Origin of the sequence: Psychrobacter aquaticus CMS 56, assembly GCF_000471625.1 — a bacterium.
In the GTDB taxonomy this organism is placed as follows: Bacteria; Pseudomonadota; Gammaproteobacteria; order Pseudomonadales; family Moraxellaceae; genus Psychrobacter; species Psychrobacter aquaticus.
The window spans coordinates 434,611-453,876 of the sequence record NZ_AUSW01000034.1; the positions used below are offsets into that span (position 1 = coordinate 434,611).

Here is a 19,266-nt window from a genome sequence, read left to right on the forward strand (position 1 = left end):
TCTTTTGCTACTCTACCCAGCCAATTTTTATCAAAAGGAATTTACTATGAGCATGGTCATTTCTCGTTACTTAAATTGCCGTGAAAACCGTTTACCTACTCTACAATCTCAGCATCTATTCGCACTAACCAAAGAAGTGCGAATAGAGCATGAAGGTGAAGAGTATCGTCTACGCCTAACTCGCAATAATCGCTTAATCCTGACTAAATAAAAAATATCAGTGCACTTGTACACTTATAAAAAACGCCTTTCATTGAAGGCGTTTTTTTATGGCATATAATTAAATCTAGATAAAACAGATACATTATATTGCAACGCTATCCTCAGTATTCGAATAGCGCTTTTAAAACTGCCAACTATAGACCACATCTACCGCGTTTTCGGCGGCTGAGGTTGCTTCTACGTAGATACGGCGTGTCAACTGATAGCGAATAGAAAGGCTGTTTTGCGCATTAAAAACACCTACGCCATAGCGAATATATAAATCGGGACTGACATAGCCAGTGACATTGACATTGGTGTCTTCGCTGCTACCAGAAGCATCGACCGTCAAACTCTGAAAGCCAAACGCTTGACCAATTTGATTGGTTAGATTGCGCGTACCACTTAGACCAAAGCTCAAACCAGCTGCCGCCAAATTATTGGTTACCTGTGATTTAAATCCTTGCTCACTAATCTGTGTGGCGCTTCTATTATCGAGGCGACCTGTCACCAAAGCGTTCATTGCTTGTTGCTGCGTCAATCCAGCATTATTAAAAACAATAATATTTGGGCTTTCTGTAGTGCCTTTGACACGTACGCCCACTGTTTTACCACTGATGATCTTAACCGCTTCTATACTCAGATTGGGCTTCATCACATCTCCGTTGAAGCGTACCTGCCCATAATTAAGCTCTAGATTCTGACCAAAAGCGTTAATATTGGTACGACGTGATACCTGCACCACACCTCGTGCCCGCATGACACCTGTGCCATTTTGCGTGATATTAATCGCGCCTGCCAACGGAATGACTGCGCCAAAACCACGGAAATTGATATCGTCACCTAAATCGACACCAATGTCTGCATTGATTGACCATGGTTGTGAGATAGCCAATACCTCATTAATATTGCCGATCAGACGACGATCAAGCACGACGGCATCTTCGGTTTGTGTAATGATATCTTCACTAGCTTCTGGCGGACGAATGGTCGCTGACGGTACACTGACGGCGCCCGTAATATTGACATAGCGATCGCCTGGGCGCACGATGATATCGATATCAGGATTAATCTCAGCCACTAATAACGGTGGTTGCGTAATCACCAACCTCTCACCAGAAACACTCAGTTTGGCCTGTAATTTTTGTTGCCAATTAACCGTACCTGTCAACGTACCTGTGCCCGTTCCACTTTTAAACGTCCCATCAATGGCTGCTTCTGTGCCCCGAATTTTGGCTTCAGTATTCACGTTGGTTAAATTCACGGGTAAGTCGAGCATCGCGATGCGGCCATTTGCCAGCTTTACATCACCATAAAACTGTGGCTTGTCTAATGTACCGCCAAGTCCACCTGCCATCGTAATATTGCCTTCTAGGACGCGCATACCTGGGAAAAAAGGCTTAAATATCGCAAGGTTCAACTCATTTAGCACCAAAGCACCTGATATTGGCTTCGGTGTCTTGTACGGATCAACGACGACTTCGGCATAACCCCGAGCACCGCGACCAGTATTGATGTCTGTACGCAGTTTGATGCCCTCTGGGACAGATAGGGCAATGAGTGAAACACGCTTATATGGCAAGGTAACAGGGGCACTATCACCATCTTGCATCAAGCCGATTTTACCGTTATCCGAATACAATGTCGTATTGATGGTCGGTGGACGACCAGTTTGCCAACCGACAATGGCTTTACCATTAATCTTACCTTGCCAGTCAATGTCTTTGGGTAAAAAGACTGAAAGTAATGAGGTATCTAAATTTTGCAGGACGACATTAACTTCGCCTTTGTCTGGTGACGCAATTAAGTTTTCGCGTAAGCATAGTTTGCCAGTTTGATCGGTTGCTTGCCAACAATGCGCTGCCAGCTGCACTTTTAAGTCATTATCTCTACCATTTTGATTATTAGGTAAACTCACAATTAACTGTGCTGGCTGTAGCTGGTTTAGAGTTGCATATTTGGATTTGATACGGCCTTTACCAATCACGCCTGACCAACTTAGATTGTCTCGATTAAAACCCCCTTTGAGCCTTGCGCTGACATCAAGCTGCTCATTAGCAACGTTAAGGTCGACCACATGCGCTTGTTCAGTACCATTAAAAGTGGCTTGCACGCTTTTAAATGTTTGTCCTGCCACATCTAAACCTTCAGCAGTGACAATAAGTTGGCTCGGGCTATTGGCCAAATTGACCAGCTTGCCACGCACACGACCTTGGCGCAAAATAAAACCTGGCAACGCGATACGCTCACCAACCAAATCAATATAAATGGTTGGTAATGCTTGCCCTGCTGGCTGAGATAAGGTTGCACCGCCCGTGACTTTACCAGCCAGCTTGTTGGAAAGCTGGTCTAGACTGGTGATATTGATTTTGGTTTGTAATTGTCTAGCATTGCCATTGGCAGTGATATAGTTATCACCCCAACGCAGCACGAGATTGTCAGCATTTAGACTGTCGATTAAGGCATTTACTTGCTGATACTGTGTTTGTGCATCTTGTGTTTGTAGACGTTGGAAGTAGCTTGCCAAATCTTTTGGCAGACGCATTTTCGCCGCCAAGCTGCCTTTGGCGCTAAGCGCTTGACCTTTTAGCATACCGCTCAAGTCAATTTGCTCAATATTGATAACTTGCTGCGAATCACTCCAGCGGCCATCCGTATTTATGGTACCGGTTATCAAACTTGGCGTGTCTTTTAAGAAATACCCGACGTTAAAACGATCCATCACTGCATTGATGTCCCAAGCGATACCTTGACGCACATCTACGGTACCTTTGGCATCGATGCTGCCAGCGGCGCCCACATGACGGAAGCGGTTGATACGAATCAGCTGAGCATCACCACTGGCATCAATGGTCAATTTGCCTGCTGGTAGTTGCTCAGCATCTAATATACCGTCAAAATTTACCGAAAAACGTTGCAGTTTGCCTGCCGCGTTTGCTTGGTTTTTGGGCGGTGTTTGCCACTCACCACTGGTTTTTAAATCACCCGTAATAATCGCCGGATTGTTGGGTAAAAAGTATCCCACATTAAACGCATCAAAACGACCATCGACTGTCCAACCGATGTTATTGCGCAAATCAATGACACCTTTAGCCTTCACTGCGCCCGCTTCACCGTTATAATTTAATTGACGAATACTGATCAGCTTTGGTGTGCCAGCGGCATCGATAATCAGACGTCCTTTTGGTACATCTGCCGTATCAATCTGCCCATCAAAACGGGCATCAAACACAGACAGCTCACCACCCACAATATCAACGCTGGCATCGCCACTACCAGCTATGCCGATAGTGCGACTATTCTGCGTGTCGTCAAGCTGCGCCTGCAAATCTGCTTTGCTCAAGGTAATAATATGGCGCTGACCGCTCACACCGTTTTTGGTAATGTTCAATAAACGACCGCGCGCGCTGACACTGCCTGTCAGTCGCTCAAGCGGCAAATCACTGCGATATTGTTTGGGTAGCAGTCCATTGGTACGAGCATCAATTTGCCATGTCAATGGACGTTTTTTGTTCGCCAATTGAATCTGTCCAGTACCCGATAAATCACCTACTATGCCTTCGTAATCAAGACGATTAATATCAATAACATCACCAACTTTACGCACGCGCACATCGTAGTTGCCTTTGGGTGCCGCATTCAGCTCATTGATAACTGCATTGGCATCAACGGACAATCGTGAACCACGAACGATAACATCGGCTTGTCCGCTCGGACTATCAATATTGCCAATATTGGGGACGTTTCGGCGGACAAGGTTTTGCCATTTGGCATCAATATACCAAGGGGCTACTTGTGTAGATTTCGCTGACACTTTGCCACGAGTCATATTGGCATTGACATACTCGCCGTCACGTTGACGTAAGTCTGCATCAATCTCTATATTGCCAGCACTGTTTTTCTGCTGATAATGTACTGACAGTCTGCCATTGAGCTTTTGTGGCGCATACGCTTTAAAATCAGCATATTGGTCAGGAATAACGCTGCGAATATCAAAGTTGCTACCGTTCGCTCGCACTTTTGCATCAAAACTGTCTTGCCAATCCAAAATACCCTGCAATATTAAGTTCCCAGCAGGGACTTCAGCTTCTAATCGATCGATACGTAATTGACTATTCGCAATGATAGCGCGACCTTGGTAATGACCAGATGGAATGTCTTTGGCCGTCAATTCGGTATTGATGCGTAGACGTATCTCAGAGAGAACCCCTGTGGCGGTTGCCGTACCGCTTTTTAGACGGATATTTTGGCTTTCGGCATAAGGAAGGAGAATATCGTCCCATTGTAATTTGGCCTGAAACGGTGAGTCTTTATCCAATCCTTGCACGACGAAATCACCGCTGACATCGCTGTCATTGTAGCGACTACTTATTTTACCGACTGTGCGTTTTAACGAACCCGTTGCAGTAATATTTAACGGATCAATGTAGGCTTTTTCTAGCGCACTGACTTCTGCAATGGCACTTAAATCCAGTGGATAGTCGCCTTGTAAATCAATCTCACCTTGTAAAGCGCTGATTTTGACAATGTCGGCATACTGCAAATCACCATGACCAACTGTCACCATACTACCGACCCATGTCAAATCACGGGCAACAATATCATGAACGACGATAGGATCTTTGGTCACTTGCTTATAAATAACTTTTTTAATTTTGGCTTGATCAAAACGCAGGTTGACTGGTAACTGTAAGGTTTTATAGTCGAATGGCTCACCCGTTGGTGGCTTAGTATTGAGAATCTCAATGGTTTGTATATCTGCCTCACGCAAATGCAATTCTTTGGCAAATATGGCACGCCAGCCTATCTTGACATAGGCTTTATCGACCAATACAGTAATATCTTCAGTCGCTTCTATATCAATATCAGTGATCCAAATACCATCACGTAAATTACCTTTACCATATTTAAAATCGATGCCTGTCTCAGCACTGATTTTCTCCAAGATAAATTTGGTGCCCGAATCTGTACCCATCGCGTAAAAGAACACGGCAAACATAATCGCTAGTACGATTAAAATAAGTACCAGTAGTTTGAGTAAAAATGACAGTGGATACCAACGTTTGACTGCGCGGGCGTCGCGCTGTGCTGGATCTTCATCTGGTGTGTTATTGGGCGGGGTATTTTTTGTCAACATGACACTCAACTACATTAAAGAATGATTACCAGCAATCGGCACGATAAACAGCAAATAAAACGGATGATACTGCTGGATTGAATGGCTATAAAGGCGAGCCAATAAAGAAATGTAGCCCAATTGGAATACTATCTTCTGTCACGCCAGCGGCAACGTCGACTCGCACCACTCCGACTGGCGATGCCCAGCGGACGCCAACGCCAACGCCGACCTTTGTTTCGGTCTCAAAGTCTTTGTCGTAAGCATTACCTACATCGGTGAAGAACGCCGCGCGAAAGCCCGGTTTAAATTCATAGTTATACTCTGCGCTACCAACTGCAAGGATTTGTCCACCTGTCAAATAGCCGTTCTCTAACGGTGATAAACTCTCATAATCATAGCCGCGGATACTTTGGTCGCCACCTGCAAAGAAGCGAAGCTTATAAGGCACGTCATAAAAGTCATCTGCCCAGATATAACCGGTATTGAGACTACCTAGTACTTGATGCTTTTTGTCATCACCAAAGCTATAAATACCACTGACACCCGCACGTGCGATGGCCAAGTTAGTATCACTAAAGGCACTATCAGCACCTGCTTCAATTGAATAATACTGACGTATGCCGCGAGTTGGATTGGTGACGCTATCTACATTGGTTTTGTTTATACCATAACCAAACAGTAGCGCTTGCTGCTCGGGCTTGGAGGAAGTAAAGCGTATAGGAAGATCAGCACGTTGTGTCTCATCGACGATACTCGTTTCAAGCTCATCCAAACGGTAGCGCATAGAATAGCTACGATTCCAGCCGTTCTCACGACGAATGTTACGTGCCAATGTGGCTTGTAAAGTTTTGGTGGATAAATCAAAGTTACCTTCACCTTGGTCAATCACTTCTTCCTCATAGGTAAGGCGTCCCTCTAATTTATCATTGAGTGGATGCTTCCAAGGTCGACTTGCATAGACGGCGACGTTTTTAGTGATTCTCGATACTTCGGTTTCTGCCCCTGCTTGATAACCTTGACGATTTAACAGGTTGTAATCTATTTTTGCAGTGGCACGCACACCGGTGTCTGTGCCATAACCCAAACCAACTTGGGCATCACGTGGCTTACTAGAATAAACGAAAACATACAGTGGTACTTTTTTGCTTTCTGCCACTTCTTGCGGCGTTTTACGTCCTGCCAGCGTTGGTGGTACAAAGTTTTCATCAGCGAGGATACTTTTTTCATCAGGAAATATTTTTTGAGCGACATTACTGATTGAGTCACTGATTTTACCTAAGAGATTATCCGCTGCTTGATCTTTTTCATCCAACACACGATCATTTGGCAAGTTGCTCAGACGTTCTGCCTTTTGTTTGATGGCTTGCAGTTTATCCAGTGTTTCTTCATCAGCCTCAAACTCGATAGCAGCAATATCGGCCGCATTGACAGTCGCGCCACTGTTGGCGGTGACACCACTGCTAATAATGCCGTCAGAAGAACTGTTGGATGCAGATAAGTTAGCATTATTTTCATTATCGATGCCATTTGACGCACCATCATTATTGACATCATCATCCAACATGTCATTGTTGCTGGCTGCTGCATTATCAAAAGCCAACGTACTGGCTTCACTGCGTTCATCTGGCGGTAATATCGATTCAACGTTGACGGTATTAAAGTAACGGGTTGCTGATAGATCATTACTAAATTTGGTAACGTCTGGACGATAAAAAGGATCGCCTGGCTTGAAATCAAAGAGCTGCCGCAATAATGATAATTCAACAGGCAATTTGTCAGGATCTTGCGTCAGCGTATTGGTTTCTGCATCATACGTAAAGAACACAACCTCATCAAACTCATAACGCTCGCCCGTGTTATAGACCAAGGAGACGTCCGCTGTGTTGTCTGGCAAGATAATATCGACGGATTTGTTTAGCCAATATTGATCAAAGTAGCCGTATGTATTACTCAATGACTCAAGCGCAGCTTTACTGTTTTTGTAGACACGATGATTAAAAATATCCCCTTCTTGCGGCGGTAACTCTGCTTCAAGCGTGGCAAACTCTTCTTGCTCACTGCCTTCACCGCGAATATCAACAATACGGCTGTCCACGCGTACAGGCTCGCCCAGCTCTTCAATAATGACATCAATAGTATCGCGATTGGGCTGGCGTAGACGCAAGGTCATGTCATAATAACCAACCGCTTTGGCGGCATCTAACGCCGTTTGACGTAAACGCGGTAAAGCAGCCGTAAAGTCGACAACAGATTGAACAGTAGTATCGTCAAGGGCAGCTTTGATGTTTTTCATAGGCTGAACATCATTGTCAGCCTCGATCAGCTTTGGCGTGGTAGCATTATCAGAGGCCGCTTGTTGTAAATAAACAGTGGTCTCTATATTTGGTAATGCCATCACTCCGCCATTAAATAAGCGATTATAAAGACGCTTGACGATATTATCTCTATTACGCGCCAGTGGTTTAGACTTACTGGCTTGCTCGATGCTTTGATTGACTGCCTGAGTGTCAGTTTGATAGTCTGGCAAATAGTCGTCAGGATTGATAATGTCCGAGGGCGTACCCTCTGCATTGGTTATATCGCTATTACCCGCTATTATCTCGTTATTGATATCGTTCGCTGCATTGACGCTTCCACTACTGACAGAATCGCTCACATTAATTGGGCGTGACATAATTTCAGCTATCGAAGCCTGTTCTGCTGCCGTCTCAGCTGCTACCTCACTGCTACCCAATGTATCAAGATTATTAGGCGTTGGCAGAGTGGCAGAATCCAAACTCACATCCAAGCCAATCGGCGGAGTCGAATCATTTAAGGTCGAGACGGGCGCATCAAAATCACTGTCATTATTAATACTATCAATATCTTGAGCATTCTGTACATCCATCGCTGCCAATTCACGATCAATCTGCTCGGGCGTCATCATCTGATAGCCCTGCTGCTGTATCGCTGTGGCTTGTTGCAACAAGTCATTATTAGAATTATTGAGTGAATCAAACTGAGCGCTATTTCTGTCATTCATGTCAGCAAATTCAACCGCTGACTGAGATTGAGCATTTTTGTCTTTTGAGTCAGACTTTTTAATGCCTAGACTTTGTTCACTATAATCATCTAACACCGACTGATCGATAATGCCTTGCTCCACTGCTTTTTTTAGTCTCAAGGCATCTAAGGCCATATCCAGCTGAGCGTCATCATTTGCAGGCGGTATGGATTGGTTGGCAGTGATTTGACTGGTCATAGATTGGCTGGGAACATTTGTTCCATTGGCGGTGTCAGCCAATGCGACAGGTATCATACCGAAACCCACTAAGCTGGTCGCTAAAGCCTTAAAAAGTGCTGAGCGCGTAAAATGAATACGAGGGACATCACTACATAAAAAATGGCTGGGAGTCTCAGCCATAGCTACACACGGGGATTTTAGAGAGGCTTTATGCATAGTTTGGGTATTCATATTATTCTGAATATTCAAACTATCACGCTGCATAACCGATACGTTGCGCGCTAGAGTTGAAGGCTGATATTTCATGCTGATTTCCTATCACCTCACGCGGCACAATACTATTAACGACTATAATCGTTAAGTCTTACCGGTGAATATGCTTATAGCGGCTGGCTAAAATTATGGTTTATGACTTTGCTTTTGATAATGACAATCTGTCAGGCGATGTTCACACTGTGGTTGTATCAACAGACAGGCGGGGTTGAGTAACAGTAAACCTTTGTCTTCACTCATACCGCATAATGCAACCATGTAAGACTTACAAATCATAACTTAGTTAATTATGAAATCATAGCATCGGTCACATGTATTTTTAACAAAGCCTTGCTATTATACGGCTTAATATTGATAAAACCTATGCTATATTTCGATAAGTTTTTGATACTATTGAGAATTGCCTTTATCTTAATGGCTATATTCAGCATTTTACGTCACTCTATCAGCCGCGATCTATCTGTAGGAATTTTCATGGCCAATCAGTTTCAGTTATTTAAGCGCCGCCGTTTTAGCGCCATGTTTTTTACCCAATTTTTGGGCGCCTTTAATGACAATATTTTTAAGCAAGCGCTCATACTGGTTTTGACTTACACCGCTGCCAGTCAGCTGGGAATGGAAGTTAGTATTTTAAACAATTTAGCCGCGATGTTGTTTATTTTGCCTTACTTTTTGTTTTCAGCACTCGCAGGCCAAATTGCTGATAAGTTTGAAAAATCAAAGTTAACGCAATTCATCAAAGTACTTGAGCTGGTTATTATGGCAGTGGCCGCCGTTGGCTTCGTTTTTGAGTGGTATGCACTACTATTTGTCGCATTATTCTTGATGGGTACGCATTCGACTTTTTTTGGCCCAATTAAATACGCTTATTTGCCGCAAGCGATGAAAGAAGATGAATTGGTAGGCGCCAACGGTCTTTTTCAGATGGGTACTTCTCTAGCCATTCTCGTTGGTATGATTGTCGCGGGCATCTTAACCCAGCTATCACAATCATTGTATTGGATTAGTGCAACTGTATTGATCGTCGCTATTTTGGGTTATCTAGCAGCACGTTATATCCCTACCATGCCAGCCATGCAGCCTGATCTTAAGATTAACTGGAATATCATTACCACCAGTGTGTCTACTGTACGCTACTTATACTCACTACCATTCTTATTCTTTGTCATCCTTGGTAATAGCTGGTTTTGGTTTTATGGGGCGACGTTTTTGACCCAAGTGCCAGAGTTTAGCAAAGTGATTTTACATGGTGATGAGTCGGTCGTTATTTTTCTATTGACCCTATTCTCTGTTGGTGTATCGATTGGTTCATTGCTGTGTAAGTCGTTGACCAAAAACCAAGTGAGTCTGCGCTTATTGCCCTTTGGTATTGCTGGATTGAGTCTATTTGCTATTGATTTGTATTTTTCATTGTCAGGTCTCAATATTGATGTGAATAATGAAGCACTACTTGGTATCAGTGATTTATTTGGGACAAGTGGTAGCTGGCGTGTGTTTGCGGATTTGTTCTTTTTAGGTTTTAGTGGTGGTTTATATATTGTGCCACTGTATGCCTCTATGCAGGCATATGCACCCAAGAGCCATCGCGCGCGCATTGTTGGTGCCAATAATATCTTTAATGCAATATTTATGGTCACCTCGGCGATTTTTGCGATTGTTATCTTAAATTCGTTAGGTTTGACATTACCGCAGCTGTTTTTAGTGACTGGTTTGCTCAATATTGCCTTTGGTACTTTTTTATATTTCAAGCTCAATAAACATATTAAACAGGCCGTTATCCAAACGCATGATGAAGTAAGCTCATAAAATACCGTAAAAAGTGAAACGACAATAACCTTGAACCAGTAAAGTTAATAAACAAGTATTATCAGGATATAGGCATCATTGAACCATCAATAGTGATGCCGATAATTTAGATTGTTTGCTATAGTAATATAGTGAGTTCAGTATAAAAATGATAACGATATAGCAGAACTGGAATGCTTATCTTTAAACGATCAGTTTCGCAGCATCTGTCTGCGTAGGCACAGCCAGCCAGAAAAATTTATACTAGTTCAGCATTGGAATACAATGGTTCTGTTTTATTTAGAATCGACTAAATGCATAACGTAATGACTATATAACCTTATTTTAATAGCTTTATTTTATTGATATAGATAAAGCCATCAGGAGTGAATCATGGCCCTGCGTCCCTTATCCAAAATCGACCATTTATTACTTGGGGTCGACAAGGCATTACGAGCTGTCGTGCCACATTCAAACCCCAGCACCCGTCCATTACCCGTCAGTAGTGACGAGATTCCTGAGCTAACCATCACTGAAGCCAGACATGTCGCAGGATTAATGCGTATCAATCACACTGGTGAGGTATGTGCACAAGGCCTTTACCACGGTCAAGCATTTGCTGCAAAAGACAGCGGCGTCAAGCAAGCCATGCAACAATCGGCGGCTGAAGAAGTCGATCATTTGGTGTGGTGCGAGACGCGTTTGACTGAGTTGGGCAGTCACGCCAGTGTCTTTACGCCATTATGGTATGGCATGTCCTTTGGTCTTGGGGCAGTCGCAGGCGCTATTTCTAATGAATTTAGCTTAGGGTTCGTTGCGGAGACAGAAGCACAAGTCAGTGAGCATCTACAAGATCATATCGAGCAGCTACCCAAACACGATCAGCGTTCAAAAGAGATATTGGCACAAATGGATATTGAAGAGTTGCATCATCGTGAATTGGCACTTGCAAGTGGCGGTGCTGCCTTGTCACCACCTATCCGTCAGACCATGCGCTGGATGGCCAATCGTATGAAAGCCGCGGCTTATCATTTATAACGGCTGATGTTGTTAGCGCAAGTGCTGTCAATCTTCTCACTGGTCTTTTTATTCACTTAACGATATTACTGATATTATTTGGCTGGTTTGAGTTTTACTATTAACAATCCTGCTACTGATAGCGTTAGGTTTAATTTGCTAGGGTATTAAAAATTTGTACGATTTTGCTTCAAAGATATGATCTCATTGCCCTCCATTTGCTCAATAACGAATACATTCAATAAGGTAACGATTTTTATGAAAGCCGCTAACCAATCAACTCTCTCTACCCGCTTGTCTACTAAGTCGCCTAAGCTTGTAACCCTGACAGCACTCGCTACCGCATGTGCGATGCTGCTATCAGCACCTGTCAATGCAGCTGAGGCGGATACGACCGCCACCTCTGTGCCTAGCGCCATAGATTCTAGTAAACGTGTGATTCGTCTTGCTCGACCTAACACCGCCATTAGCAGCACCGCTCAACCAAGCACGCAAGTAACGCCGCCAAATTTGCAGCTTGGTGCAGCCACTAGCAATACTCAACAAAACAGTCCTCAGCAAAGCGCTCCTCAGCAAAGTAATGTTCAACAGAATCCTGCGCCTATGCGCAGTACGCCACCACAAATGACCGCATCTGCTGTAGCCACACCTGAATTAACAGGCACTACCCGTGTTTATGAACCCGGTCCGCTAACCGCGACTGGTATCGATCTACGCAGTGGCCAGCTTGCCAGTATCCCAACGCCGCAAGTGCAGTTGTCAGACGTGAGCTTCGTACCAACTGTATTCATCCCACAGCAAACAGGTCTCGGCACTGATAAACTCGACGTGAGCTTACTTGATGACTTCATCAAAGATGTGTCGCCTAACGCACGCCATTATCCACCAAACTTTCCTAACCGCTCACAGCGCCATTACACACGTGAAAAAATCAAAGTATTGGCTGAATGGATTGAGCCCTATGCTAAGTCACCAAACGCCTCTTACGATGTATTACTTCGTGCCGCCAAGCTTAATGGGATGGGCCGAAATCTAGATTTGGGTTCTGACTATACGGTTCGCGGCGGACAATATGTGGATCGCGCTATCAAACTCCAACCGGACAGTGGTGAAGCTAACTTTTTGTACGGGCTGATGTTATCAGAAGGCGGTGGCTTTAAAGAAGGTCAAAAATATCTAGACCGAGCGGTGGCTTTAGGTTACACCGAAGCAGAACAGAGTTTGGCTCAGTCAGATTTGTTAACGGATCGCCGCGATAATGCATTGGAGCGTCTACGTCGACTCGAACAAAAAGATCCTAACAATGCCGTTATTCGTCAGCAAATCAAACTGGTCGAAGAAGGTAAATTCTACATTTGGGACATACCAGCTCCTAATATCAACGTCCGACCAAGCGCTTAAAATTACTGCATTTATTAAGTAGTCTAGACTCAAAATCAAACGCCGCCATTTTATATCGATATTATTTCAATATAAAATGACGGCGCTTTTTTGTGTCTGCTAAAAGTGTTGACTGCGAAATCTGATAAACAGAACTTCGTTATTGACCCTTAAATACCATAGTTTAATGTCAAAAGTTACGCTACACTCATTCTTATCGTGGCTCATTTAATTGACCCTATCATCATGACTACCATTTACTGGATTACCCTATGATTTTCAATAATCCTATCAAAAATATGGTGATGCACGCCAATAAAACACCTCTGTCTATTACTTCAGTGGCTTTGGTGGCAATTGCCCTGTTGCTACCTGCGTGTAGTGTAGTCTCAGTGGATAGGCAAGCGTCAGCGAAGACCATTACAGCTCAGCGTGGCAATATTGTCACTGGCAAAAATCTGAGCAGCGATACGGCATCAGCGTTACTGTCGGCAGGGCTCAATGAGCAAGCTTGTATGCAGCAATTTGACTTATGTTTGACTCAGCTCACTGATAGTATTCTGTACTCGCATTATCGCCCTACACTGGCGATTTTTGCAGAGTTGCATTATGCAAAAGCGCGCCAGCTTGCCGACTCTCAAGACTGTCGCAATGCCCTTTCTCGTCCACCACTTGACCCTTATTATGCCAATGCACCGTTGAGTGATGTTGCGACCAAAGCGCAGCAGGAGAGCGCCAGTATTTGTCTAACAGGTTATCAAGAACGCCTGTTCGATGCTATCAAATCCAGTTATGCTTATCTGTTTTATGACAGCTTGGCGCATGATTTTGATGGCGCTGATCGCAAAAGCCTATCTCATATGCCCAATCGTATTCCAAGTGATATTGATATTCAAACTCAAGACATCTATAACGCTGCCAGCAACGATGTGATTACCCAAATTTATAGATCCACCAACGGCTCAAATCAATTGATGAGTGGCACAAAAGCAGAGTATTTATCAACGACAGCCACCAAACTTGACAGCAGCAATCAAGCCGCTATTGCCAATCTTTCACCGCTAAAGGGCAAACCGACGGATCAAATCAAAGTCATGAAGGTACAAGCGGATGATTATGACCTCGGTATTTATTTGCCAAATGAAAACAACTATCTGCAAAATGCACACAAGCAAACATCTGCTCTAGCAGACTTAGTATCCACTTATGAGCTGCGTCTCTCTGGGCTTAACTCTATCAGCAAACGTTCAGGTTTGGGCATCAGCTTAGTGGCTTCATTAGATGATCGCTATACCACCACCATTCGCCAATTATTGGTGGCATCATTATCCGGTCGGCTAACCAACGAAAAAAACAGCGAAAGTACAGAAGAGAGTAAACCGAGTTCACGCATCTATCCCACTGGGCATTTGCTATTAACTGGATTGATTCAACCAAGTGGCGATAGCGTATTGGATGTACTCAGCAGTCGTAAGCTCGATATCCACTTGTATAATCCATATCAAAGTGAAAGTGTCAATATTCTAGGGGATGATTATCCGCTAGCCGCTAACTTCTCCGCAGGTTACGGCTTATGGCTGTCAGAAAACCAGCTCGATGGCGTCGGTTATTTGAATTTAATCACACGCCAGCCCGATGCAGGACTGCCTAAGCTATTTATGCTTGAACCTTATGATCCCAATAAGCGTGTCATCGTTATGTTACATGGATTGGCCTCTAGCCCTGCAACTTGGGTAAATTTAACCAACGATATTCTCAACGATGATAAGTTGCGCGATAACTATCAAGTCTGGCAGATATTTTATCCAACCAATTTGCCTATTTTAGAAAACCGTTATCAAATTCAACGCTTAATCAATAGCACTTACGAGCAAACCGACCCAACAGGGCAAAATCGCGCCAGCAAAAACAGTGTGATTATTGGTCATAGTATGGGTGCTATCATCGCTCGTATGATGCTGTCCGATGAGAATTTGGTCGATGACTTAGACCGGTTAGACGATCAAAACATACTCTCCGGTAGTGAAAAACGTAAAATCAGGGACGCAATTAAAGAATCCTTTACCGATAAAGCGCTCAAAGAACGTTTTGAATTAACGGCTTTACCGCAAGTAGATACTGCTGTCTTTTTGTCCGCCCCTTTCCGCGGCACCGACTATGCAGACCGCTGGTTCACTCGGGCACTACGCCGCATTGTCTACTTACCAGTCGGTTTGATTAAGACGGTCACTGATAACTTAGCGACGATTGCTACACAAGGCGACTTGTCACAAAACCCATTGGGAGCATTATATTTGCAAAATGGTGCTAGTCAACTCAGCGATAAATCCTCTTTTATACAATTAACCAAAGACATCACCATCAACAATCGCATTACCTATCATTCAATTATTGCCAACAACGATGCGGACATCACGAAAGGACTGGCACAAATGCAACCTAGCGGTGTAAAAATCGATTTGTCACAGGCTATAGAAGATGATACTGAGGACGAGACTGCTAGTACAAGCAACACCTCCGATACTCCACAGATACCTGCTGCCCCACTGGTCGCTGCGGTGACTGTCGATGACGATATCAGCCAAGCACTCACTGAGCGCTTATCAGATGGTATCGTCCCTTATACGAGTGCCCATCTTGACGGCGCTGCCTCTGAGACAGTGATTAATGGTGGTCATAGTATTCAGGCCAATCCGCAAACCATTTTAACGTTACGACGAATTTTGCATACGCAATTACAGGAATAAGACAAATTTAAATTATTTGTTAAAACAGCATCAAGGTTTGTGCTAGCTATTTGTAAACCCTATCTTAACAGTCCTATGCTACTTATAAATTAGGTAATATATTGTTCTTCATAGATGTCAATTCAAGATTTTTAGGTACATTTGATACTATTTGGGTGACTACTAGGTATGTAACTGCGTGTTTGGGCAGCTTGCGTGTATATCTAGGGAGGCGCATAATAGACCCATAGCAAATGACAGTAATATACCAATTTATAAGGATGTAAGTTATTTAACCCAGCTAAACAGTGATGAACTTAGCCGCACTTTATTTTTAATATTGCTCGCGAGTCAACACTGAGCTACTGCCCGTAATTAATCGTTGCCACCTTATTATATGGTCACAATTACGGACAGTTACTTGCGTTGTATGGAAGCCAGCGCTATTCAGCTAATAGATAAGGGTGACTATTTATGTTCGCTACGTTTATGATTGACCAGCTTGATGCGTTAATGCTGGCGCGTATCCAATTCGCTTTTGTTATCTCGTTCCATATTGTCTTTCCCGCATTTTCTATCGGGCTTGCCAGCTGGCTAGCAGTTCTTGAGTTCCGTTGGTTGAGAACAGGTGATCCTGTTTACGCTGAAGTTTATAAGCACTGGGTGAGGATATTTGCCGTGGTGTTTGGTTTGGGCGTGGTGTCAGGTGTGGTGATGTCTTACCAGTTCGGTACCAACTGGGCGGTATTCGCAGACAAAGCCGGTAACGTCCTAGGCCCTCTACTCGCCTACGAAGTATTGACCGCGTTTTTCTTAGAAGCCTCTTTCTTAGGTATCATGCTATTTGGCTGGGGACGCGTCAGCAAGCGCATGCATTTCACTGCCACTGTCATTGTCGCCATTGGCACACTGATATCAGCTACTTGGATTTTGTCAGCTAATAGCTTTATGCAAACGCCACAAGGTTTTATGATAGGCGCTGATGGTTTGCTCTATCCCACCAATTGGCTTGAGATTATATTTAACCCCTCCTTCCCCTACCGTCTCGCACATATGGTGACAGCAGCCTTCTTGACGACTGCTTTTGTTATCGGTGGTATCGGTGCTTATTATATTCAATCTAAAAAACACACAGAACACCGTCGGCATGGTCGGGTAATGCTAGGTATGGCAATGATTATGGCCATCTTTATGGCACCAGCACAGGTGTTGATTGGTGATGAGCATGGTCTGAATACTCTTGAACATCAGCCAGCCAAAGTAGCTGCGATGGAAGGTATTTGGGAGGATGAGCGCGGGGCGGCTTTACGCTTATTTGCGATTCCTGACCAAGAAAATCAGACCAATAAATATGAAGTGAAAATTCCTTATGTGACTGGTTTGATTCTCACCCATTCATTAGATGGTGAAGTAAAAGGTCTCAAAAACTGGGCGCCTGAAGATCAACCGCCTGTCATTGTTGTTTTTTGGGCATTCCGTATCATGGTTGCCATTGGTATGCTGATGGTATTGGTCGGTTTATTCAGTCTCTACAAGTATTTCAAGAAACAACAGTTTAACCCCGAAAGCGTATGGTTTCACCGTGCTTGGATGATGATGACACCTCTTGGTTTTGTTGCAATATTGGCTGGTTGGTTTGTGACCGAAACAGGTCGTCAGCCATGGACAGTATATGGCGTGATTCGCACGGCTGAAAGCATGTCACCACTCGCCGCTCAGCAAGTAGCAACGACACTGATTGGCTTCATCATACTGTATATCTTCGTGTTCGGTGCTGGTAGCTTTTATATTTTGCGCTTAATTGCACAAGGGCCCAAACCTTATGAGAACCCTGCTGATGATAATTTCTATGAACATTCAGTGACAGAGAGTCAAGGTCGCGCATTAAGCGGCGATAAGAATCCTGCTAAAAATACTGAAGAAGATTTAGATACTCCTGCGGACGATGTTGATGATGGAGGGTTGCGCTAATGTTTAACTACGGTGATGTATTAGACTTACCCTTAATTTGGGGCGGACTTATCGCTCTATCCGTCTTTATCTATGTGTTACTTGATGGGTTTGATTTGGGCTGTGGCATTTTGTTCCCGTTTGCAGGCTCCGATAAGAATCGTAGCCGAATCATGAACTCTATTGCGCCATTTTGGGATGGTAATGAGACTTGGTTGGTATTGGGCGGCGGTGGTTTGTTTGCCGCTTTCCCAGTCGCTTACGGTATTATTATGACAGGTCTTTATTTACCAGTAACTGCCATGCTCTTTGGCCTTATTATGCGCGGAATGGCGTTTGAGTTCCGCTTTAAAGCTTCGTCACGTCGTCATATTTGGGACACTTGCTTTTTTGTCGGTTCGGTCGTCGCAGCCTTCTCTCAAGGCATCATGCTTGGGGCGCTCGTACAAGGTCTTGAAGCCAGCAATCGCTTATATACTGGTGGACCTTTTGACTGGTTTACGCCTTTCGCTATCGTTTGTGGCTTTGCGATGATTATCGGTTATGCTTTACTTGGCTCTACTTGGCTCATCATAAAAACAGAGCACACTTTGCAAGTTTGGGCACGTAAAGTCTCTGGTTGGATGCTGTCTGCCTTAGTGGTAGCCATGATCGTTGTCACAGGATTTATGTATTTTTCAGATATCAATGCACTCGAAGGATGGTTTAAGTTCCCGAGTTTATTGTATCTTGCCCCTATGCCTATTATCGTTCTGCTATTGTTCTTTCTAATGCGTAAAGACTTAAAAACGGAGCGCGAATACCGTCCTTTCTTATTGACGGTTGTTCTATTTTTGATGGGCTACATCGGCGTATGCTTTGCTATGTTCCCTTATATCGTACCGTATCAAATGACGATTTATGAGGCAGCGGCGGCTGATACTTCGCTGTCCTTTATGTTAGTTGGCGCCGTTATTATGCTGCCGATTATCTTAAGTTATACTGCTTTTGCCTACTATACTTTCAAAGGTAAATCTGATCACAATCCTATGTATTGATTGCGAACAGTAGTTTATAACGTATCAGCCAAAAACGGTGGCTATCATTATTCATTCATGATGGCCACAACTCATAAGCCAATCAGGAGATTTTCATGAAAAAGCTTAGTAAAAAACAATCACAATGGGCATGGTTTGCTGGCTTATATCTAGCAGGGTTCTTGGTGGTCTTTACCTTCGCCCAATTAATCAAGTTAGCAATGGGCGTTTGATGCCAATCGCTAACATCATAAAAAAGCAGCGCTGAGTGATCAACGCTGCTTTTTTATTGGTCTGTTTCTATTTGATATTAGGGCGTGTTTGATATTCGACCATGGCACTGACAGCGACTATTTTTTAGGCGATTCGAAGGTAAAAATCGTAAGTATAGTTATTCTATACGGCTATTTTTAACAATGAAGCGGCAAAAAAGAGTCCTGTCCCTTGTTTTTATAAGTGGGGCTGATGCTAAAACTGTCCCATAATGCGTTGCAAGTCTCGCTAAGGTATTAACATTATCATCGACTTTCGCCTTATCTGGAACCGTTTTAGCGATCAGCAGTGCCTATTTGTGAA

Annotated in this window: 10 protein-coding genes; 8 read left to right on the top strand and 2 right to left on the bottom strand. The window is 43.8% G+C overall.

Annotation, left to right across the window (positions count from 1 at the left end; all coding sequences use genetic code 11):
* Positions 1-52 precede the first annotated feature (52 nt).
* A complete protein-coding gene (gene hemP / locus M917_RS14060) occupies positions 53-211 on the top strand; it encodes a hemin uptake protein HemP (RefSeq protein WP_227672156.1) in 159 nt (52 codons plus the stop codon).
* A gap of 132 nt (positions 212-343) precedes the next feature.
* Here the strand turns inward: hemP and M917_RS11450 are convergent, their stop codons facing one another.
* Positions 344-5,338, bottom strand: a complete 4,995-nt coding sequence (locus M917_RS11450) for a translocation/assembly module TamB domain-containing protein (protein ID WP_021815015.1) — start codon at positions 5,336-5,338, stop codon at positions 344-346.
* An 85-nt stretch (positions 5,339-5,423) separates the two neighbouring features.
* Positions 5,424-8,849, bottom strand: a complete 3,426-nt coding sequence (locus M917_RS11455) for an autotransporter assembly complex protein TamA (RefSeq protein WP_021815016.1) — start codon at positions 8,847-8,849, stop codon at positions 5,424-5,426.
* A 441-nt stretch (positions 8,850-9,290) separates the two neighbouring features.
* Here M917_RS11455 and M917_RS11460 point away from each other — a divergent pair, with 441 nt between their 5' ends.
* The 7 genes from M917_RS11460 to M917_RS14150 all read left to right on the top strand — a co-directional run bounded on the left by M917_RS11460 (position 9,291) and on the right by M917_RS14150 (position 18,923).
* Complete coding sequence (locus tag M917_RS11460; protein ID WP_021815018.1) at positions 9,291-10,622, top strand: MFS transporter; 1,332 nt, start codon at positions 9,291-9,293, stop codon at positions 10,620-10,622.
* A gap of 378 nt (positions 10,623-11,000) precedes the next feature.
* Entirely contained in the window at positions 11,001-11,639 is a 639-nt protein-coding gene (gene coq7 / locus M917_RS11465; protein ID WP_200861770.1) for a 2-polyprenyl-3-methyl-6-methoxy-1,4-benzoquinone monooxygenase, read from the top strand.
* Between the two features lie 237 nt (positions 11,640-11,876).
* The gene (locus M917_RS11470) at positions 11,877-13,019 is read left to right on the top strand and encodes a hypothetical protein (protein ID WP_021815020.1); all 1,143 of its coding nucleotides are present in this window, start codon (positions 11,877-11,879) and stop codon (positions 13,017-13,019) included.
* Positions 13,020-13,270: 251 nt separating this feature from the next.
* Complete coding sequence (locus M917_RS11475; RefSeq protein WP_021815021.1) at positions 13,271-15,745, top strand: esterase/lipase family protein; 2,475 nt, start codon at positions 13,271-13,273, stop codon at positions 15,743-15,745.
* A gap of 453 nt (positions 15,746-16,198) precedes the next feature.
* On the top strand, positions 16,199-17,695 hold the full coding sequence (locus M917_RS11480; RefSeq protein ID WP_021815022.1) for a cytochrome ubiquinol oxidase subunit I: 1,497 nt from the start codon (positions 16,199-16,201) through the stop codon (positions 17,693-17,695).
* Positions 17,695-18,711: a cytochrome d ubiquinol oxidase subunit II gene (gene cydB / locus M917_RS11485; protein ID WP_021815023.1), complete on the top strand. Its 1,017-nt coding sequence runs from the start codon at positions 17,695-17,697 to the stop codon at positions 18,709-18,711. Before M917_RS11480 ends, cydB begins: the two co-directional genes overlap by 1 nt.
* A gap of 95 nt (positions 18,712-18,806) precedes the next feature.
* The gene (locus tag M917_RS14150; RefSeq protein ID WP_021815024.1) at positions 18,807-18,923 is read left to right on the top strand and encodes a hypothetical protein; all 117 of its coding nucleotides are present in this window, start codon (positions 18,807-18,809) and stop codon (positions 18,921-18,923) included.
* Positions 18,924-19,266: the final 343 nt, after the last annotated feature.

Bases quoted from the DNA above. Each gene is read 5' to 3' on its own strand.
- hemP (WP_227672156.1), top strand. From the start codon at position 53: ATGGTCATTTCTCGTTACTTAAATTGCCGTGAAAACCGTTTACCTACT.
- M917_RS11450 (WP_021815015.1), bottom strand. From the start codon at position 5,338: ATGTTGACAAAAAATACCCCGCCCAATAACACACCAGATGAAGATCCA.
- M917_RS11455 (WP_021815016.1), bottom strand. From the start codon at position 8,849: ATGAAATATCAGCCTTCAACTCTAGCGCGCAACGTATCGGTTATGCAG.
- M917_RS11460 (WP_021815018.1), top strand. From the start codon at position 9,291: ATGGCCAATCAGTTTCAGTTATTTAAGCGCCGCCGTTTTAGCGCCATG.
- M917_RS11470 (WP_021815020.1), top strand. From the start codon at position 11,877: ATGAAAGCCGCTAACCAATCAACTCTCTCTACCCGCTTGTCTACTAAG.
- M917_RS11475 (WP_021815021.1), top strand. From the start codon at position 13,271: ATGATTTTCAATAATCCTATCAAAAATATGGTGATGCACGCCAATAAA.
- M917_RS11480 (WP_021815022.1), top strand. From the start codon at position 16,199: ATGTTCGCTACGTTTATGATTGACCAGCTTGATGCGTTAATGCTGGCG.
- cydB (WP_021815023.1), top strand. From the start codon at position 17,695: ATGTTTAACTACGGTGATGTATTAGACTTACCCTTAATTTGGGGCGGA.
- M917_RS14150 (WP_021815024.1), top strand. From the start codon at position 18,807: ATGAAAAAGCTTAGTAAAAAACAATCACAATGGGCATGGTTTGCTGGC.